The sequence below is a fragment of the Constrictibacter sp. MBR-5 genome (assembly GCF_040549485.1).
GTDB lineage: Bacteria > Pseudomonadota > Alphaproteobacteria > JAJUGE01 > JAJUGE01 > Constrictibacter.
Map to the genome: position 1 here is coordinate 273028 of NZ_JBEPTK010000001.1, position 18169 is coordinate 291196.

The following is an 18169-nucleotide window of genomic DNA, read 5'->3' on the forward strand; positions in this document are numbered from 1 at the left end:
GTGATCGTCCTGGGGATCGAAACGAGCTGCGACGAGACGGCGACCGCCATCGTCCGGGACGACCGGACGATCCTGGCGGAGGCCGTCCTGTCGCAGATCGAGGCGCACGCGCCCTATGGCGGCGTCGTGCCGGAGATCGCCGCCCGGGCGCATCTCGACAATCTCGACGGACTGGTCACGCGCGTGCTCGATGAGGCCGGCGTCGGCTTCGCCGACCTCGACGGCGTCGCCGCGACCGCCGGCCCCGGGCTGATCGGCGGCCTGCTCGTCGGGTCGACCATGGGCAAGGCGATCGCCATGGTCCACGACAAGCCCTTCGTCGCGGCCAACCACCTGGAGGGCCATGCGCTCACGGCGCGGCTCACCGACGGCGTCGACTTCCCCTACCTCCTGCTGCTCGTCTCCGGCGGCCACTGCCAGTTCGTCTCGGTCGAGGACGTCGGCCGCTACCGCCGCCTCGGCGCCACCATCGACGACGCGGTCGGCGAGGCCTTCGACAAGACGGCCAAGATGGTCGGCCTGGGCTATCCCGGCGGGCCGCAGGTCGAGGCCGCCGCCCGCGCCGGCGACCCGCGCCGCTTCGATCTGCCGCGGCCGATGCGCGGCCGTCCCGGCTGCGACTTCTCCTTCTCCGGCCTGAAGACCGCCGTGCGCCGCCGGATCGAAGCGCTGCCCGGCGGCCGCCCAGCGCCCCAGGACGTCGCCGACCTCTGCGCCTCGTTCCAGGCGGCGGTGGCCGATTCGTTGACCGACCGCTGCCGCAACGCCCTCGCCATGTTCCGCGAAGCCCACCCGCAGGGCGGCCCGCTGGTCGTCGCCGGCGGGGTCGCCGCCAATGCCTTCCTGCGCGAGCGCCTCGCCGCGGTCGCCGCGCAGAGCGGCACGCCGCTGATCGCCCCGCCGCTGCGGCTCTGCACCGACAACGCCGTGATGATCGCCTGGGCGGGCGTGGAGCGGCTGCGCCTCGGGCTTCACGACGGCCTCGATTTCGCGCCGGTGCCGCGCTGGCCCCTCGATTCGCTGGGAGGCGCCTGATGCGCGTCGGCATCGCCGGGGCCGGCGCCTGGGGCACCGCCCTCGCCCACGCCGCCTGCCGCGCCGGCCACGAGGTCGGCCTCTGGGCGCACCGGCGGGAGACCGCCGAGGCGATCGCCCGCACCGGCGAGAGCCCCTACCTTCCCGGCATCAAATTCCCCGCGGCGGTCGCGGCGACGACCGACATCGCCGAGACCGCGGCCTGCGACCTGCTGCTCCTCGTCACCCCGGCGCAGCATCTGCGCGCCACCTGCGCCGCCTTCGCGCCGCACTGGCGGCCGGGCACGCCCGCCGTGATCTGCGCCAAGGGCATCGAGCAGGGCAGCGGCGAACTGCTCGGGGACATCGTCGCCGCCACCCTGCCCGGCGTCCCCTGGCTCGTCCTCTCCGGCCCGACCTTCGCCCGCGAGGTCGCCGAGGAGCGGCCGAGTGCGGCCACCGTCGCGGCGCACGACGCGACCCTCGCCGCGGACGTCGCCGCCGGCCTCGCCACCCGGCGCTTCCGCCTCTATTCCAGCACCGATCCGGTCGGCGTCCAGATCGGTGGTGCCGTCAAGAACGTCGTCGCCATCGCCGCCGGCGTCGTCGAGGGCCGCAAGCTCGGCGACAATGCACGCGCCGCGCTGATCACCCGCGGCCTCGCCGAGATCGGCCGCCTCGCCGCCGCCCTGGGTGCCGAGCCGCGCACCCTGATGGGCCTGGCCGGGCTCGGCGACCTCACCCTCACCTGCTCGGCGATGCAGTCGCGCAACTTCTCGCTCGGCGCCGCCCTCGGCGCGGGGCGCGGCCTGGACGAGATCCTGGGCGAGCGGACCTCGGTCGCCGAGGGCGTCTGGACCGCCCGCTCGGTCGCGACGCTGGCCCGCAGTCGCGGCGTCGACATGCCGATCTGCTTCGCCGTCGAGGCCGTGCTGCACGGCGGCGCCGACCTGGGCGCCACGATCGAGGCCCTGCTCGCGCGGCCCTACGTCGCCGAATAGACACCGCACCTTCGCCGACACGGCGCGATCGGCGATTGCAATGCGGCCGCTTCCCGTTCTCTGATGGCGCAAAGCGTCGTCAGAACGTCTTCGGGGAGATGCCCAAGTGACCCTATCCGTCACCACCCCCACCCGCGATGCGCATCCTGCGGCTGCAGCCTCCGCCGTGCCGCTCGACCGCATCGACGTCAGCGACCCGCAGATCTACCAGGACGACAGCTGGGACCCCCTCTTCGCCCGGCTGCGCGACGAGGACCCGGTGCACTGGTGCGCCGAGAGCGCCTACGGCCCCTACTGGTCGGTCACCCGCTACAAGGACATCATGCAGGTCGAGGTGAACCACGCGGTCTTCTCCTCGGCGGCGGAACTCGGCGGCATCCAGGTCGAGGACCAGCCGAAGGAGATGGACCGGCCGAGCTTCATCCGCATGGACCCGCCCGGCCACACCAAGCAGCGCAAGGTCGTCGCCCCCATGGTGGCGCCCCGCTATCTCGTCGAGATGGAGAAGACCATCCGCGAGCGGACGCGCCGCGTCCTGGACGACCTGCCGCGGGGCGAGACCTTCGACTGGGTCGACCGCGTCTCCATCGAACTGACAACCATGATGCTCGCCACCCTGTTCGACTTCCCGTGGGAGGACCGGCGCAAGCTGACCTTCTGGTCCGACGTCGCCACCGCCAACGTCCGCTCGCCGGCCGCCCCCGTCCATTCCGAGGCGGAGCGCTTCGCCGAGCTGACGAAGATGGCCGAGTATATGGGCCGCCTGTTCAAGGAGCGCGCCGCGGCCGAGCCGAAGTTCGACCTGCTGTCGATGCTGGCCCACGGCGAGGCGACGCGCGAGATGCCCTTCCGCGAATTCATGGGCACCCTCGGCCTGCTGATCGTCGGCGGCAACGACACGACCCGCAACTCGATGACCGGCGGGCTGATCGCGCTGAAGGAGAACCCGGCCGAGTACGCCAAGCTGAAGGCGAACCCGGATCTCGTCGGCAGCCTCGTCCAGGAGACGATCCGCTGGCAGACGCCGGTGATCCACATGCGCCGCACGGCGAAGTCGGACGCCGAACTCGGCGGCAAGACCATCCGCGCCGGCGACAAGGTCGTCATGTGGTACGTCTCGGGCAATCGCGACGAACGCGCCATCGAGAACCCCGAGGCCTTCGTCATCGACCGCGCCAAGCCGCGCCTGCACGTCTCGTTCGGCGCCGGGGTGCATCGCTGCGTCGGCGACCGGATCGCCGAACTGCAGCTGCGCATCCTGTGGGAGGAGATCCTGGCCCGCGACCTGGACATCGAGATCGTCGGGCCGCCGGAGCGGCTCTACTCCAACTTCCTGCGCGGCTACCGGGCACTGCCGGTGCGGCTCGCGGCATAGGGTACGGATCGCGGCGTAGGCGTCGGGTTCAGCCGGCGCGCCGCAGGTCCGGCGGGGCCAGTCCGGCCGTCGCGGCGAGCGGCATGGCCGGCCACGCCGCGGCGGTGCGCGGCAGGTGCTTCAGGAGATCGGTGACCGGCGGCAGGTTCCGCGTGGCGAGGCCCACCGGTGCGGGTGGCGCCTTGTGAAACGTTCTGGAACGTCGGCGGGCGGATGTTTCACGGGGTGCGGCGGGCGGCGCCTTCGCGATGGTCTCCGCTTTCCCGTCTCCCTCATTCACCGCGGCCGGCGGTCCGGCCACCGCAGCCGGCGGTCCGGCCAGTTCGGCTTCGACCTCGGGCTCCAGCGTCAGCGGCGCGTCGAGGGCGAACAGCGCCGCATCGACCGGCGGCCCCTCGCCCCAGGCCGCCGCGTCCTCGGCGATCGCGAGGCCGGCCCTCGCATCGCCGACGTCGGTCTTCGCCAGGCCCAGCCGGTCCGCCACCCAGAAGGCGGCACGCAGGTCGCCGCGCCTGACGGCCGCCTCGATCGCGTCCACCGCCGCCGCGTGCAGCCCCCTGAACCGCCCCGCCGCCTCCACCGCGAGGAACCGCTGCTCCTCCAGGATTCTGGTCCTCAGTCGATCGGACCGTTGCAGAACCCGCCAGAGCGTGGTGCGCGAGCAGCCGAGCCGCTCCGCGACGGATCTGAGCGGCGCCCCTCCGGCGATCATGACGGCGGCTTCGTTCCAGGCGTGGGGCGAGGCGACGCGGCTGCCGTCGCCGGTGGGGCGGAACATCGCAGGGCTATCGGGCGTGGTGCTGTCATCGAGCGGCGGCATGGGCGTCTCCTCGGGCAAAGGGGACTTTCATCCTATTTCGCACCGCAGTCCGAATCAAGGAATCATTACTTATCTCCGCTCGGCGGGCGCACGTCCCCGCCCTTCGGTTCCGTCATTGCGAGCCGAAGGCGAAGCAACCCAGGGCCCGCGCACCGATGCTTCGGCGCTCGCCCTGGGTTGCTTCGTCGCTGCGCTCCTCGCAATGACGGAACCGGGGGCGCTCTTCGCAATGACGGCACTGAAAGGGCGCTCCTCGCAGAGGACGGCACTGGAAGGGCGCGCCCCGCAATGCCGGCACCGGAAGGCGGCACGGTCGGGTCTCGGGTGCGGAGGTTCGGCGACCCCCGCACCCGCCCGGCCGATGCCCGCCCACCGTTCAGCCGCCCGTGGGCCGGCGCAGGGCGGCCAGGAGCGCCTGCGCCGCCTCGGCCGAGGATGCCGGGTTCTGGCCGGTGATGAGTTGGCCGTCGACCACCGTGTGCACGCCCCAGTCCTTCACCTTGGAGAAGACGGCGCCGAGGCCGACGAGTTTGTCCTCCAGGAGGAACGGCACGACCTCCGCGAGACCGACGGCCGCTTCCTCGCTGTTGGTGAAGCCGGTCACGGAGCGCCCCCGGACGAAGGGCGTGCCGTCGGGATTGGTCACCCGATGCAGGACGCCCGGCGCGTGACAGACCAGGGCGAGCGGCTTGCCGGCCGCGACGACGGATTCGATCAGGGCGATCGAGTTCGGATCCTCGGCCAGGTCCCACATCGGCCCGTGGCCGCCGGGGTAGAAGACCGCGTCGAAATCCTTCTGGTCCACGCCGTCCAGGCGCAGGGTCTGCGCGAGCTGCGCGTTGGCGGCTTCGTCGGCCTTGAAGCGCCGCGTGAGGTCGGTCTGGAAATCCGGCTCGTCGCTCTTCGGATCGAGCGGCGGCCGGCCGCCCTCGGGCGAGGCGAGCGTGATCTCGGCCCCGGCATCCTTCAGGACGTAATAGGGGGCTGCGAGCTCCTCCAGCCAGAAGCCGGTCTTCCTGCCGGTGTCCCCGAGCCTGTCGTGGGACGTCAGTACCATGAGGACTTTCATCGTCGTTCCTTTCGTCGTTCGGCGCTGGGTCCGGCGGCGCCTTGCGGCCGTCGGCCGGATCGCGCCGCGTTCGATCGGCCGTATCGGCCTTTCGATGAAGGGAAGATGGCATCGGCGGAGATATTCGAGAAATTTACTTGTCCGATTTCAGATATTCATGAAAACTATATCACCATGAAGTACGACCTCAACCTGCTGCCGGTCTTCGTGGCGCTCATGGAGGAGCGGAGCGTCACGCGGGCCGCCAACCGGCTCGGGATGACGCAGCCGGCCCTCTCGAATGCGCTGGGCCGCCTGCGGGACACGCTGCGCGACCCGCTGTTCATCCGCGAGCGTTACGGCATCCGGCCGACGCCGCGCGCCGAGGAGATCGCGCCGACGATCGAAGCGGCACTGGCGCGGCTCGACGAGGTGGTGGTCCACCAGCAGGATTTCGATCCCACGCACGCCGAGCGCCAGTTCCTGATCGCGCCGAACAGCTATGCGGAGCTGATCCTGATGCCGGCGCTCGTCGCGCGGCTGCGCGCGCAGGCGCCCGGCATCAGGCTGCGCATGACGCCGTTCGGCAACGATCTCGCCGAGACCGGGGTGATCTCGGGGACCACCGCGATGGTGCTGGGCCGGATCGTCGACCCGCCGGACAACCTCGTCGTCCAGCACCTGATGGACGACGGCCTCGCCTGCATCGTGCGTAGCGACCATCCCGACGTCGACCGCGCCATTTCCCGCGAACGGTATGAGAGCCTGAAGCACGTCAACGTGCTGCCGCCCGGCCGCATCCGGGCCGGCGTGTTCCAGGCGCTGGGAAAGCGGAACCTGAAGCGGGACGTGGCCGTCTCGGTCACGCACTTCCTCGCCGTTCCCGAGATGATCGCCGTCACCGACTACTGCGCGACCCTGCCGATCCTGATCTGCCGCGGCCTCGAACGCGACCCACGCCTGAAGGTGCTCCCGGCTCCGGTCGACCTCGGGACCTTCCCGGTCGAACTGGCGTGGCATGTCCGATATCGGAACGATCCCGCACACAGGTGGCTCAGGGCGGCATTGATCGATACCGCACGGTCGGTTTCGGGGACGTCCGGCGTGTGAACCGTGTCGCGATGCGTGGACGTAGCGGCGGATCCCGCTCTGTTCAGCCATCGGCGCGCGTGCTGGGTCTGGATCGGCGCGCTGCGCGCTTGTCCGGGAAGGTGGGAAAGGGGGGCTGTTCTTCGGGAGATGCGCCCTTCCCCGGCGCCGTTTGGTGCGGTTCAGGTGGCGGCCGGTTGCGGGTCGATCGGCTTCCCCTCGAAAGGCGCCACCTCGATCTCGGCTTCCCGGCTGCGCGCCTTTGCGATGTCGTAGCTGTTCTGCATGCGCATCAACGTGTCCATCGAGACGCCGAACGCCTTCTCGATCCGCAGCGCCATCTCCGGCGACAGGTGAGCCCGCTCGTTCAGCATCGCCGAAAGGGCGGCACGCGTGACCCCGAGAACCCGCGCCGCCGCCGTCACCGAGAGGCCGAGGGGCTCGATGATCTCGCTTTTCACGAAGCCGCCGGGATGAGCGGGGTTCTTCATCCGAAATCCCTGTGCCGCGCTCATGTCCGCCTCCTAATGGTAATCTTCGAAATCGAGATCGATGATCTCGATCTCCGCCCGATCGATGCGGAAAGTGATGCGCCAGTTCCTGGTGACGAAGAGGCTCCATGTGCCCTTGCGGTCCCCGGTCAGCTGATGCGCCTTCCAACTCGGCACCGTCCGCAGTTCGTCTTCGCGCTCCATATCCTGAAGGAACGAGATGATCCGGCGAATCTTCGGCACGATGGCCGGTTGCAGGCCGGCGGCGTCGTCATCCTGGATGAAGCGGCGTAGCCGTTTGTCGATCACGTTCCTGATCTTCATGCCCGACCTAAGAACGAAGCCGCATAGCGTCAAGCTACACGATACAGGCGCGATCGCGAAAAGCGAAACCTTCCCGGACGCGCCGCCGCAGGCGGCGTGATCCGGGATCCATGCGGCCGGCGCAGCGGAGGACGCTGCGAGGTTCGGCCATTGGCGCGCGTGCGCCGGGTCCCGGATCGGCGCGCTGCGCGCTTGTCCGGGAAGGTGGGAAAGGGAAGCGTCGGGCGGTTACGCCGGATGCTCCCCATTCACCCCGTGCGCGTCAGCCGCCCGTGCCGATCTTGTCCTGCGTCTTCGTGTCGAAGTCGCTCGCGTCGTGGCGTTCGTGGAGCTGGCTCTCGGGCTTGCCTTGCAGGCGGTTCACCATTCGGCCGCGACGCACCGCCGGCCGCTGGTTCAGCATGTCGGCCCAGCGGTTGACGTGCTTGTATTCGTGGACGGCGAGGAACTCGGCCGAATCGTAGAGCAGGCCCTTCGCCAGCCCGCCGTACCAGGGGAAGATCGCCATGTCGGCGATGGTGTAGTCCGACCCCGCGATGTACTCGCTCTCGGCCAGACGCCGGTCGAGCACGTCGAGTTGGCGCTTCACCTCCATGGCAAACCGGTCGATCGCATATTCGATCTTCATCGGCGCATAGGCGTAGAAGTGGCCGAAGCCGCCGCCGAGATAGGGCGCGGAGCCCATCTGCCAGAACAGCCAGGACAGGCACTCGGCGCGCGCGGCAGTCTCGCTCGGCAGGAAGGCGCCGAACTTCTCGGCCAGGTGCATCAGGATCGCGCCCGATTCGAAGACGCGGATCGGCGTCGGGCCGCTGCGGTCCAGCAGCGCCGGGATCTTCGAGTTCGGGTTGATCGCGACGAAGCCGCTGCCGAACTGGTCGCCGTCGCCGATCCTGATCAGCCAAGCGTCGTACTCGGCGCCGCTATGGCCGGCGGCGAGCAGTTCCTCCAGCATGATGGTGACCTTCACGCCGTTCGGCGTGCCGAGCGAATAGAGCTGCATCGGGTGCTTGCCGACGGGCAGTTCCTTGTCGTGCGTCGGCCCGGCGATGGGGCGGTTGATGCTGGCGAAGCGCCCGCCGCTCTCCTTGTTCCAAGTCCAGACCTTCGGCGGGGTGTAGTCTTCGGCCATAGGCGACCTCCAGGCGTGGGATGCGGCGCCGCGTCCGATGCGGACGGCGCCTTCGTCGGAGACATGGTGCCTGCGGCGCGGCGCTTCGTGAAGCCGGGTTCGCGCGCTGCCGAACCCGACCGTCGTCCGGCATCAGCGGAGACGATCGAGGACGAAATCCGCCCGCTCGACGACGCCGACCTTGGGAAGGACGATGGTCCGGTAGCCGAGGTCGGCATAAGCGGCCAGCAGGCGGTCGTATTCCGGCACCGCTTCGTCCAGGCCATGCCGCCGCCCCGCGTCCACGACGTAGATCTCCGGCCAGGGCGGCGTCAGGAACACCTGCGCGTGGTAGCGGTCATATCGATCGAGCACGCGGGCCGCAGGCTCGCCCGTCTCGTGCTGGAGCGCCACCGCCGCGTCCACGAGACCGCGATCGAAGAAGGTCCAACCGCCGGCCTCTCCCGCGCGCTCGCGGTCCCGGGCCGCGACGGCGATCGCCCGCCGCGCGAAGGCGGCCGGATCCGTCCAGGGAAGCGCCCGGCCGTCGCCGCGCAGTTCCTCCTCAACGATCCGCCGGCCGGGCTCCGGAACCACGGCGAAGCCCCGGCGCGCCAGTTCCGCCAGCAGGCTGGACTTTCCGCCGCCGGAGCAGCCCGAGAGAACGACGTGTCTGGAATTCACGAGGGCGCGTGTCGATGGACGAAGCGTCGGGGAGCCCCGGTCAGCCGCTAGACGGCACGAACCTGAACCCGTCGTCCCACGGCTTCACGTGACCGACCGAGGGCGACGGGAAGTGGCCGGTGCAGATCAGCGTGTCGGTGTCGCAGTGGGTTTCGAGGAAGCGGCGGCGGGTCGCGGCGGCCTGGGCCTTGTCGTAGTCGACGCGGGTCGACAGGTCGGGATAGCGCGCCTGGATCGGGCTGTGGATCAGGTCGCCGGTGATGACGCCGCGCCGCCCGGCCGAGGCGATGTGTACGGCGCGGTGGTCGATGGTGTGGCCGGGCGTCGGCTCCAGCGTGACGTGATCGCCGATGCCGTGGTCGCAGGTCACCAGGTCGGCCTTCCCCGCCTCGACGATCGGCAGGACGCTGTCGGCGATGCAGCCGATCTCCTGCTTCTCGTTCATGTCCTTCCAGTAGGCGAATTCGCGGTCGCCGAACAGGTAGCGCGCGTTCGGGAAGGTCGGGACCCAGCGGCCGTCGACCAGCTTCGTGTTCCAGCCGACATGGTCGACGTGCAGGTGGGTGCACATGACGTAGTCGATGTCCTCGACCGTCAGGCCGGCCGCCGCCAGGGCGCGCATGTAGCGGTCGCCGGTCTGCATGTGCCAGAAGGCGCGCGCCGGCCGGTCCTTGTGGTTGCCCACACAGCTGTCGACCAGGATGGTGTGGTGCGGCGTGCGGATCACGTAGGACTGGATGCAGAGCACCAGCTTGCCTGTCGCCGGATCGAATGCCGACGGTGCCATCCAGGACGCGTTCTCGGCGAGCATCTCCGCCGTCAGGTCCGGCAGGAAGTCGCGCGCCTCGAGCAGCGGCTCCTCCTGCTCGATGATCCGGTGGATCGTCAGGTCACCCAGTCCGAACGTCGTCGCCATCGCGCCCTCCCAACTCGTCTGTTCGGCGAACAGTAGATCAGGCGGATCGGACCGGGCTAGGACCCCCTAGAAATTGTCCTTGCGCTTGCGGATCTCGGCGAAGACGTCGACGGGATCGGCGCCGGGCATGCCGACGGCGGCCTGCAACTCGGGCACGTCGGCGCGCAGGAAGGGGTTGGTGCGCTTCTCCTCGCCGAGCTCGCTGGGGATGGTGCGGCGCTTCTCGGCGCGCAGGGCGTCGATCCGCTTGGCGCGGGCGGCGAGTTCGGCGTTGTCCGGCTCCACCGTGACGGCGAAGCGGGCGTTCGACTGGGTGTACTCGTGGCCGCAATAGATCTTCGCCGAATCCGGCAGCCCCCGCAGCTTCAGCAGCGAATTCCAGAAGCCCTTCGGATTGCCTTCGAACATCCGCCCGCAGCCGAGCGCGAAGAGGGTGTCGCCGGGGAACAGCGCGTCGCTGTCGGGGAACCAGAAGGAGATGTGGCCGGTGGTGTGGCCGGGCGTGTCGAACACCTGGGCCGTCTGCGAGCCGACCGTGTAGGTGTCGCCGTCGCCGACCTGCACGTCGATGCCGGGGATGCGCGCGGCGTCGGCGCGCGGCCCGACGATCGGCACGCCGAACCGCTCCTTCAGTTCCAGGTTGCCGGCCGTGTGGTCGGCGTGATGGTGCGTGTTGAGGATGTGCGTCAGCGTCCAGCCGCGCTTCGACAGCGCGTCCAGCACGGGCTGCGCCTCGGCCGGGTCGACGACCGCGGTGGCGGACGTCGCCGGATCGTGCAGGATGTAGACGTAGTTGTCGCTGAGGGCCGGGACGATCTCGATCTCGAAGCTGGCCATCGCGGGCTCCTGGGTTTGGTCTGACGAGGCTCGGGGCGCTGCCGGAAGGGTGCCAAGGTAACACCCGCAGCCGGCGGGACCAACCCGGACCGGCCGATGAGGACCCATCCATCCGTCGACGGCGCGGGCCGGCGGCCTATCTCCAGGTGGCGATGCATACGGACATCTCCGAGCTCTACGAGTTCTACCGCACCAGCCTCGGCCGCACGGCCCAGCGCATGCTGCGCCGGCGGCTGCGCGCGCTCTGGCCGAACGTCGCCGGCATGACCGTCGTCGGGCTCGGCTACGCCTCGCCCCTGCTGCGGCCGTTCCGCGACGAGGCGGTGCGCTGCATCGCCGCGATGCCGGCCGGCCAGGGCGTCATGCGCTGGCCGGAGGAGGAGCCGAACGCCGCGATGCTGACCGACGAGACGGAGCTGCCGTTTCCCGACCTCTCGGTCGACCGCATGATCCTGGTCCACGCCGTGGAGACGTCCGAGCATCTGCGCCCGATGATGCGCGAGGTCTGGCGCGTCCTGACCGGCAGCGGCCGGGTCGTCGTCGTCGTGCCGAACCGCCGCGGCCTGTGGGCGCGCTTCGACAACAATCCCTTCGGCAGCGGCCGTCCCTACTCCGTATCGCAGCTGCGCCGGCTGATGCGCGATACCCTCTTCACGCCGCTGAACGCCACGTCCGCGCTCTACGTGCCGCCGAGCGGCCGGCGCATGCTGCTGACCGGTGCCGAGGCCTGGGAGAATGTCGGGCTGCGCTGGTTCCCGCGCTTTGGCGCGGTCGTCATGGTGGAGGCGACAAAGCAGGTCTATGCCGCACCGCGCGTCTCCGCGCCCCGGCGGCGGGCCGTCTATGCGCCGCGCCCGCAGGTGGCGCTGCCGCCCGCCGGTGCCGCCAGCAGCGCGCCGGACGGCGGCCGTGGCAGTGCCGTCCCCTCTCCGCTATCGTGCGCGCCGAAAATCGAGCCCCACGGAGACAGGACATGATCGACCTCGGCACCGACCGCATGATCGCCCGCAAGGAAGGCGGCATCGGCTGGATGATCTTCAACGCCCCGGACCGGCGCAACGCCGTATCCTTCGCCATGTGGCAGGCGATCCCGAAGATCCTGAAGGCCTTTTCCGAGGACGACGAGGTCCGGGTGATCGTGATGCGCGGCGAAGGCGGCAAGGCCTTCGTCTCCGGCGCCGACATCTCCGAGTTCGCCGAGAAGCGCTCCACGCCGGAGCAGGTGGCGATCTACAACGACGCGACCGAGGCGGCGCACAATGCCATGGACGGGCTGGAGAAGCCGTTCATCGCGATGATCCAGGGCTTCTGCATCGGCGGCGGCCTCGCCACGGCGCTCGACGCCGACATCCGCATCGCCTCGGACGATTCGAAGTTCGGCGTGCCGGCGGCGAAGCTGGGCCTGGGCTATGCCTATGACGGCATCAAGCGGCTGATGGACCTGGTCGGCCCCTCCTGCGCCAAGGAGATCTTCTTCACCGCCAAGCATTTCACCGCCGCCGAGGCGCTGCGCATGGGCCTGATCAACAAGGTCGTGCCGGCCGCCGAACTGGAGGCGACGGTGCGCGACTATGCGGAGACGATCGCCGCCAACGCACCGCTGACCGTGAAGGCGGTGAAGGCCACCGTCGGCGAGGGCGTGAAGAACCCGGACGAGCGCGACCTCGGCATGATCGAGCGCATGGTGAAGGCCTGTTTCGACAGCGCGGATTATGTCGAAGGCCGCACCGCGTTCATGGAGAAGCGCAAGCCGGCGTTCCAGGGACGGTGATCTTTTCCGTTTCGTGACAGCGACTTAGGAGAAAGTCGCACGTTTTTCCGGGCTGCCGGCGGCGTTCATGCTGGGTTCAGCGACGGCTTCATAATCTGGCATCGGTTCGACAAGCCGAAGAAGACGACGTCGACAAGGAGCCAGATCATGAGCAGCACGAGCATCGCCAGCAGGATCGCCAGCCGCGCGTCGCGCGTCGGTCTCGCGGTGGTCGCCGCCCTCGCCTTCACGGCCCTCGCCGCACCGGCCGAGGCCGGCGGGCGCGGCCACGATCGCGACTGGCGCGACGGCCGTCACCACGGCCGCCATTACGACCGCCACGATCACCACCGGCACAAGAAGCACTGGCGCGGCCGCGGACGCGACCGCGAGGTGCATCACTATTATCACGGCCGCCCGCGGGTGATTTACCGCGACCCGCCGCCGGTCGTGTACCACGCGCCGCCGCGGCACTATTACGGCCGGCCCGAGGTGAACGTGGTCCTGCCGCTGCGCTTCTGAGCGCTTCGATCGGCTTCGCACCGGCAGGATGACGGGACCGCGGCGGGGGCCTCTCCGAAACGGGGAGTTCGTTGACTTGCCCCCGCCGCGTCCCTATCTTCCGCGGCCGAAGCGGCGAGACCGCCAACAGGACAGAGACGGGACAATGAAGATCGTTCGTTCGCTGAAGACGCTGAAGTCCCGTCACAAGGACTGCCGTCTGATCCGCCGCAAGGGCCGCATGTACGTCATCAACAAGACGAACCCGCGGTTCAAGGCGCGCCAGGGCTGAGGCCCGGCGACTTCCGGGACGACTTCGACGTCGAAGCCGCGCCGGAAGGCGCGGTTTTCATTTGTGCATCAAGCGCCTATGCTGTGACGGTTAATTCCGGTCGCGAGGCGCCACCATGAAGATGCCCGATCCGGACGCGTCGGTCCTGGCGCGCCGCGACGCACTGGTCGCCGCACTGCGCGCGATCGTGCCCGGCGAAGGCGTCATCGACGACGAGTCCGCGCGCCGCGCCTACGAGAGCGACGGCCTGACCGCCTATCGCACCCTGCCGATGATCGTCGTCCTGCCGGAGACGGTCGAGCAGGTGTCCCAGGTGCTGGCCTACTGCCACCGGGAAGGCGTGAAGGTCGTGCCGCGCGGCGCCGGCACCTCGCTGTCCGGCGGCGCCCTGCCGCTCGCCGACGGCGTGCTGCTGGGCCTGGGCAAGTTCAACCGCGTGCTGGAGATCGACTACGCCAACCGCTGCGCCGTGGTGCAGCCGGGCGTCACGAATCTCGGCATCTCGACGGCCGTCGCCGACGACGGCTTCTATTACGCGCCGGACCCGTCCAGCCAGATCGCCTGCACCATCGGCGGCAACGTCGCGGAGAATTCCGGCGGCGTGCACTGCCTGAAATACGGCCTGACGACCAACAACATCCTCGGCATCGAGATGGTCACCATGGACGGCGAGGTGATCCGCCTCGGCGGCCGCCACATGGAGGCCGAGGGCTACGACCTGCTCGGCGTGATGACGGGGTCGGAGGGGCTGCTCGGCGTCGTCACCGAGGTCACGGTGCGCATCCTGCCGAAGCCGGCGACGGCGCGCGCCCTGCTGATCGGCTTCCCGTCGAGCGAGAGCGGCGGCGACTGCGTCGCGGCGATCATCGGCGCCGGCATCATCCCCGGCGGCATGGAGATGATGGACCGCCCGGCGATCCACGCGGCCGAGGCCTTCGTCCATGCGGGCTACCCGCTCGACGTCGGGGCGCTGCTGATCGTCGAACTCGACGGCCCGCCGGCCGAGGTCGACCATCTGATCGAGGTCGTACGGTCCATCGCCGAGCAGCGCGGCGCCGTCTCGCTGCGCATCTCGAACAGCGAGGAGGAGCGGCTGGCCTTCTGGGCCGGGCGCAAGGCCGCCTTCCCGGCCGTCGGCCGCATCTCGCCCGACTATTACTGCATGGACGGCACGATCCCGCGCCGCCGCCTGCCCGACGTGCTGAACCGCATCACCCAGCTGTCCGAGCAGTACGGCCTGGGCGTGGCCAACGTCTTCCACGCGGGAGACGGCAACCTGCACCCGCTGATCCTCTACGACGCCAACAAGCCGGGTGAACTCGACAAGGCCGAGTCCTTCGGCTCCGACATCCTGCGCCTCTGCGTCGAGGTCGGCGGCGTGCTGACCGGCGAGCACGGCGTCGGGGTCGAGAAGCGCGACCTGATGCCGGCGATGTTCACCGAGGACGACCTGAAGCAGCAACAGCGCCTGAAATGCGCCTTCGACCCGAAGCAGCTGCTCAATCCCGGCAAGGTCTTCCCGACGCTGCACCGCTGCGCCGAACTCGGCCGCATGCACATCAGCGGCGGCCGCGTGCCGTTTCCCGAACTGCCGCGATTCTGATGGGCGGCGTGCTGCACGTTTCCGCCGCGACATTCGCTCCTCCGTCATTGCGAGCCGAAGGCGAAGCAACCCAGGGCCGGCGCACAGGCCGTGGCCCTGGGTTGCTTCGTCGCTGCGCTCCTCGCAATGACGGGATGGAAAGGCCCCCTCGTAAACTCCGTACGCTTGGCGCCGCATGACGACGATCCACTCCCCAGCCGACGCCCGGGAGGTCCTGGAACTGGTCCGGTCCGCCGTGGCGGACGAGGTTCCCGCCGAAATCGTCGGTACCGGCACGAAGCGCGCGCTCGGCCGGCCGATGGCCGTGGAACGGCGCATTGCACTGCACCGCCTGTCCGGCATCGTCGACTACGAGCCCGAGGAGCTGGTCCTGACGGCGGCCGCCGGCACGCCGCTGCGCGAGATCGAGGCCGCCCTCGCCGAACGCCGCCAGATGATGGCGTTCGAGCCGATCGACTACGGCCCGCTGCTGGGCGGCGAGCCCGGCGCGGGGACGATCGGCGGCCTGCTCGCCTGCAACCTGGCCGGCCCGCGCCGGGTGAAGATGGGTGCGGCGCGCGACCATTTCCTGGGGGCCGCCTGCGTCACCGGCCGCGGCGAAGCAGTGAAGACCGGCGGCAAGGTGGTGAAGAACGTCACAGGCTACGATCTCTGCAAGCTGCTCGCCGGCTCCTGGGGCACGCTGACCGTGATGACCGAGGTGACGATCAAGGTCCTGCCGGCGCCCGAGGACGTGCGCACCCTGCTGCTGCACCGGCTGGACGACCGTGCGGCGGTGGCCGCCATGACGGTCGCGATGCAGAGCGCGCACGAGGTCTCGGGTGCGGCGCACCTGCCCGCCGACACCACCGGCGACCTGGGCATGGCGCGGGTCAGCGGCGCCGGCACCGCGGTCACCGCCCTGCGCCTCGAAGGCTTCGGCCCGTCGGTGCGCGCCCGCGTCCAGGCGCTCGGCGCCGAACTCGCCGCGTTCGGCGACGGCACGGAACTGGACGCCGTGCCGTCGCGGGCGCTGTGGCGGTCGATCCGCGACGTCGAGGCCTTCTCCTCGCTTTGGGACCGGCCGGTCTGGCGCCTGTCGGTGCCGCCCGCCGCCGGGGCGGAGGTCGCCGAGGCGATCCGCACCCAGGTCGACTGCCGCATCCTGTTCGACTGGGCGGGCGGCCTGCTGTGGGTGGCACCCGTCGCCGAACCCGGCAGCGATCTCGGCCAAGCCGCGATCCGCCTCGCCGTCTCCACGTCCGGCGGCCATGCCACCCTGATCCGGGCATCGGCCGAGTATCGCGACGCGCTCGACGTCTTCCAGCCGCCCGCGGCCGGCGCCGCCGCCCTGTCGCGCCGGGTCAAGGAGGCCTTCGACCCGACCCGAATCCTGAACCGTGGCCGCATGTACCGGGACGTCTGACGATGCAGACACGCTTCACGGCCGCCCAGCTCGCCGACCCGGACACGCGCGAATCGGAGAAGATCCTCCGCGCCTGCGTGCATTGCGGCTTCTGCACCGCGACCTGCCCGACCTACGTCCTGCTCGGCGACGAACTCGACAGCCCGCGCGGCCGCATCTACCTGATGAAGGAGATGCTGGAGAAGGGCGGCAAGCCGACCGACGAGACGGTGCGCCACGTCGACCGCTGTCTCTCCTGCCTGTCCTGCATGACGACCTGCCCCTCGGGCGTCCACTACCAGCATCTGGTCGATCACGGGCGGACCTATATCGAGCAGAACTACAGCCGCTCGCTGCCCGACCGGTTCGTGCGCGGCATGCTGTCGACGGTGCTGCCGCGGCCGTTCCTGTCGCGCCTGTCGCTGATCGGCGCCTGGTTCGCCAGGCCGCTGGCGCCGGTCATGCCGCCGCGCCTGTCCGCGATGCTGCGCATGGCGCCGCGCGCCCTGCCCGCGCCGTCGCCGGTCGACCGGCCGCAGGTCTTCCCGGCCGCGGGCGAGCGCCGGATGCGCGTGGCCCTGCTTACCGGCTGCGTCCAGCAGGTGGTGGCGCCGTCGATCAACGAGGCGACGATCCGCCTGCTGACGCGCCACGGCGCCGAGGTCGTGGTGGCACGGGGTGCCGGCTGCTGCGGCGCCCTCTCGCACCATCTCGGCAAGGAGAGCCCGTCGCACCGCTATGCCCGCGCCAACATCGCCGCCTGGATGCGCGAGATCGACGGCGAGGGCCTGGACGCCATCGTCATCAACGCGTCCGGCTGCGGCACCCAGGTGAAGGATTACGGCTTCATGTTCCGCGAGGACCCGAAATGGTCCGAGCGGGCGGCGAAGGTCGCCGCCCTGACGCGCGACGTGACCGAGGTGATGACGACCCTGGGCCTCGCCGAGCCAGCGCCGTTCGCGCGGCCGGTTCTCGCCTACCACTCCGCCTGCTCGATGCAGCACGGCCAGCAGATCCGCCGCGAGCCGGTGGCGCTGCTCCAGGCCGCCGGCTTCGAGGTGCGCACCGTGCCCGAGGGCCATATCTGCTGCGGCTCCGCCGGCACCTACAACCTGCTGCAGCCCGAGATCGCGACCCGCCTGCGCGACCGCAAGGTGGCGAACATCGAACGCACGGCCGCGGATGCGGTCGCCACCGGCAACATCGGCTGCATCAACCAGATCGCCTCGGGCACCGGCACGCCAGTGGTGCACACGGTCGAACTGCTCGACTGGGCCACGGGCGGGCCTCGGCCGCAGTCCCTCGCGTGGAGCGCACCGGACGACGCCACGGCACCCGAACATCCATCCGCGCCGCCGCCGGCCCCCGGCCAGTCCGATCTCAATCCCCGCTTCAGCGGTGGTGCCAACCCCTCAGCCGCATAGAGCCTCCCATGTGTACCGGAGATGTTCTGTCCTGGCTCTGCCTGGCCGATACAGCGCGACTAATTCTGATGTTGATGGCGATGGCGTTTACGGCCGCCCTTATTTGGTCATGGTACAATATTCACAACAATGTTGTCGCACATAGACAATCTATCTATAAATGGCTTGGTGTAGTTATACTTATTCTTCCAGGATCTCTCACAAGAACCGGGGCAATACACTCTAGACGATTCCTTATATTTCTCATTCTGACGGGATTGTCTGTTGCCTCCTCTCTCTTATTGGATGACTCGCTCCGGTGCGCGCGTGCTTCTGCGAACGGGATGCCTGGACCGGGAGCGAATTCGCCTGAGAGTGCGGCATACGCAGGCGGGATCAGACAGCCAGATCGTAAGTGCAAATTTCCGGCAAAGGTGACGCAACACAGAAATAGTCCAGGCGTTGGTTCCAATACCAAAGCCGAAGCAGGCGCACCCTTACCGCGATCAGACATTTTCCCTAGTGA

General features: G+C 69.6%; 19 protein-coding genes. 11 read left to right on the forward strand and 8 right to left on the reverse strand.

Annotated elements, in window-relative coordinates; genetic code table 11:
• The 3 genes from tsaD to ABIE65_RS01275 all read left to right on the forward strand — a co-directional run bounded on the left by tsaD (nucleotide 1) and on the right by ABIE65_RS01275 (nucleotide 3390).
• Complete coding sequence (gene tsaD, locus ABIE65_RS01265) at nucleotides 1-1035, forward strand: tRNA (adenosine(37)-N6)-threonylcarbamoyltransferase complex transferase subunit TsaD (protein WP_354075007.1); 1035 nt, start codon at nucleotides 1-3, stop codon at nucleotides 1033-1035.
• A complete protein-coding gene (locus ABIE65_RS01270; protein ID WP_354075008.1) occupies nucleotides 1035-2015 on the forward strand; it encodes an NAD(P)H-dependent glycerol-3-phosphate dehydrogenase in 981 nt (326 codons plus the stop codon). The genes tsaD and ABIE65_RS01270 overlap by 1 nt, the downstream gene beginning before the upstream one ends.
• 106 nt (nucleotides 2016-2121) lie before the next feature.
• Nucleotides 2122-3390 (forward strand): cytochrome P450, encoded by a 1269-nt coding sequence (locus tag ABIE65_RS01275; protein WP_354075009.1) that lies wholly within the window; start codon nucleotides 2122-2124, stop codon nucleotides 3388-3390.
• A 28-nt stretch (nucleotides 3391-3418) separates the two neighbouring features.
• On the opposite strand, the gene ABIE65_RS01280 is transcribed toward ABIE65_RS01275, so the two are convergent.
• Nucleotides 3419-4210 (reverse strand): helix-turn-helix domain-containing protein, encoded by a 792-nt coding sequence (locus ABIE65_RS01280; protein ID WP_354075010.1) that lies wholly within the window; start codon nucleotides 4208-4210, stop codon nucleotides 3419-3421.
• Between the two features lie 376 nt (nucleotides 4211-4586).
• The gene (locus ABIE65_RS01285; protein WP_354075011.1) at nucleotides 4587-5279 is read right to left on the reverse strand and encodes a type 1 glutamine amidotransferase domain-containing protein; all 693 of its coding nucleotides are present in this window, start codon (nucleotides 5277-5279) and stop codon (nucleotides 4587-4589) included.
• 174 nt (nucleotides 5280-5453) lie between these two features.
• On the opposite strand from ABIE65_RS01285, the gene ABIE65_RS01290 reads away from it, so the two are divergent.
• A complete protein-coding gene (locus ABIE65_RS01290) occupies nucleotides 5454-6368 on the forward strand; it encodes a LysR family transcriptional regulator (RefSeq protein ID WP_354075012.1) in 915 nt (304 codons plus the stop codon).
• Nucleotides 6369-6529: 161 nt separating this feature from the next.
• Here the strand turns inward: ABIE65_RS01290 and ABIE65_RS01295 are convergent, their stop codons facing one another.
• From ABIE65_RS01295 to gloB, 6 genes are all read right to left on the reverse strand, one after another.
• Nucleotides 6530-6862, reverse strand: coding sequence for a HigA family addiction module antitoxin (locus ABIE65_RS01295; RefSeq protein WP_354075013.1), 333 nt, complete (start codon nucleotides 6860-6862; stop codon nucleotides 6530-6532).
• Nucleotides 6863-6871: 9 nt separating this feature from the next.
• Entirely contained in the window at nucleotides 6872-7162 is a 291-nt protein-coding gene (locus ABIE65_RS01300) for a type II toxin-antitoxin system RelE/ParE family toxin (RefSeq protein ID WP_354075014.1), read from the reverse strand.
• 262 nt (nucleotides 7163-7424) lie between these two features.
• On the reverse strand, nucleotides 7425-8294 hold the full coding sequence (gene yghU / locus ABIE65_RS01305; RefSeq protein ID WP_354075016.1) for a glutathione-dependent disulfide-bond oxidoreductase: 870 nt from the start codon (nucleotides 8292-8294) through the stop codon (nucleotides 7425-7427).
• Between the two features lie 132 nt (nucleotides 8295-8426).
• Nucleotides 8427-8957: an AAA family ATPase gene (locus ABIE65_RS01310; RefSeq protein ID WP_354075017.1), complete on the reverse strand. Its 531-nt coding sequence runs from the start codon at nucleotides 8955-8957 to the stop codon at nucleotides 8427-8429.
• A 40-nt stretch (nucleotides 8958-8997) separates the two neighbouring features.
• Nucleotides 8998-9873, reverse strand: coding sequence for an MBL fold metallo-hydrolase (locus ABIE65_RS01315; protein WP_354075018.1), 876 nt, complete (start codon nucleotides 9871-9873; stop codon nucleotides 8998-9000).
• Nucleotides 9874-9939: 66 nt separating this feature from the next.
• On the reverse strand, nucleotides 9940-10710 hold the full coding sequence (gene gloB, locus ABIE65_RS01320; protein ID WP_354075019.1) for a hydroxyacylglutathione hydrolase: 771 nt from the start codon (nucleotides 10708-10710) through the stop codon (nucleotides 9940-9942).
• Nucleotides 10711-10862: 152 nt separating this feature from the next.
• On the opposite strand from gloB, the gene ABIE65_RS01325 reads away from it, so the two are divergent.
• The 7 genes from ABIE65_RS01325 (at nucleotide 10863) to glcF (ending at nucleotide 17664) form a co-directional block, all read left to right on the forward strand.
• Entirely contained in the window at nucleotides 10863-11687 is an 825-nt protein-coding gene (locus ABIE65_RS01325; protein ID WP_354075020.1) for a methyltransferase domain-containing protein, read from the forward strand.
• On the forward strand, nucleotides 11684-12481 hold the full coding sequence (locus ABIE65_RS01330) for an enoyl-CoA hydratase (protein WP_354075021.1): 798 nt from the start codon (nucleotides 11684-11686) through the stop codon (nucleotides 12479-12481). Before ABIE65_RS01325 ends, ABIE65_RS01330 begins: the two co-directional genes overlap by 4 nt.
• Nucleotides 12482-12628: 147 nt before the next feature.
• Nucleotides 12629-12982, forward strand: a complete 354-nt coding sequence (locus ABIE65_RS01335; protein WP_354075022.1) for a hypothetical protein — start codon at nucleotides 12629-12631, stop codon at nucleotides 12980-12982.
• A 145-nt stretch (nucleotides 12983-13127) separates the two neighbouring features.
• Nucleotides 13128-13253, forward strand: a complete 126-nt coding sequence (ykgO, locus tag ABIE65_RS01340; RefSeq protein WP_354075024.1) for a type B 50S ribosomal protein L36 — start codon at nucleotides 13128-13130, stop codon at nucleotides 13251-13253.
• A gap of 115 nt (nucleotides 13254-13368) precedes the next feature.
• Complete coding sequence (locus ABIE65_RS01345) at nucleotides 13369-14856, forward strand: FAD-linked oxidase C-terminal domain-containing protein (RefSeq protein ID WP_354075025.1); 1488 nt, start codon at nucleotides 13369-13371, stop codon at nucleotides 14854-14856.
• Nucleotides 14857-15031: 175 nt separating this feature from the next.
• A complete protein-coding gene (glcE, locus tag ABIE65_RS01350) occupies nucleotides 15032-16261 on the forward strand; it encodes a glycolate oxidase subunit GlcE (RefSeq protein WP_354075026.1) in 1230 nt (409 codons plus the stop codon).
• Between the two features lie 2 nt (nucleotides 16262-16263).
• A complete protein-coding gene (gene glcF / locus ABIE65_RS01355; RefSeq protein ID WP_354075028.1) occupies nucleotides 16264-17664 on the forward strand; it encodes a glycolate oxidase subunit GlcF in 1401 nt (466 codons plus the stop codon).
• The last annotated feature ends 505 nt before the right edge of the window (nucleotides 17665-18169 follow it).

Coding starts and splice junctions, on each gene's coding strand:
- ABIE65_RS01270 (WP_354075008.1), top strand. CDS start 1,035: ATGCGCGTCGGCATCGCCGGGGCCGGCGCCTGGGGCACCGCCCTCGCC.
- ABIE65_RS01280 (WP_354075010.1), bottom strand. CDS start 4,210: ATGCCGCCGCTCGATGACAGCACCACGCCCGATAGCCCTGCGATGTTC.
- ABIE65_RS01285 (WP_354075011.1), bottom strand. CDS start 5,279: ATGAAAGTCCTCATGGTACTGACGTCCCACGACAGGCTCGGGGACACC.
- ABIE65_RS01290 (WP_354075012.1), top strand. CDS start 5,454: ATGAAGTACGACCTCAACCTGCTGCCGGTCTTCGTGGCGCTCATGGAG.
- ABIE65_RS01295 (WP_354075013.1), bottom strand. CDS start 6,862: ATGAGCGCGGCACAGGGATTTCGGATGAAGAACCCCGCTCATCCCGGC.
- ABIE65_RS01300 (WP_354075014.1), bottom strand. CDS start 7,162: ATGAAGATCAGGAACGTGATCGACAAACGGCTACGCCGCTTCATCCAG.
- yghU (WP_354075016.1), bottom strand. CDS start 8,294: ATGGCCGAAGACTACACCCCGCCGAAGGTCTGGACTTGGAACAAGGAG.
- ABIE65_RS01315 (WP_354075018.1), bottom strand. CDS start 9,873: ATGGCGACGACGTTCGGACTGGGTGACCTGACGATCCACCGGATCATC.
- gloB (WP_354075019.1), bottom strand. CDS start 10,710: ATGGCCAGCTTCGAGATCGAGATCGTCCCGGCCCTCAGCGACAACTAC.
- ABIE65_RS01325 (WP_354075020.1), top strand. CDS start 10,863: ATGCATACGGACATCTCCGAGCTCTACGAGTTCTACCGCACCAGCCTC.
- ABIE65_RS01330 (WP_354075021.1), top strand. CDS start 11,684: ATGATCGACCTCGGCACCGACCGCATGATCGCCCGCAAGGAAGGCGGC.
- ABIE65_RS01335 (WP_354075022.1), top strand. CDS start 12,629: ATGAGCAGCACGAGCATCGCCAGCAGGATCGCCAGCCGCGCGTCGCGC.
- ykgO (WP_354075024.1), top strand. CDS start 13,128: ATGAAGATCGTTCGTTCGCTGAAGACGCTGAAGTCCCGTCACAAGGAC.
- ABIE65_RS01345 (WP_354075025.1), top strand. CDS start 13,369: ATGAAGATGCCCGATCCGGACGCGTCGGTCCTGGCGCGCCGCGACGCA.
- glcE (WP_354075026.1), top strand. CDS start 15,032: ATGACGACGATCCACTCCCCAGCCGACGCCCGGGAGGTCCTGGAACTG.
- glcF (WP_354075028.1), top strand. CDS start 16,264: ATGCAGACACGCTTCACGGCCGCCCAGCTCGCCGACCCGGACACGCGC.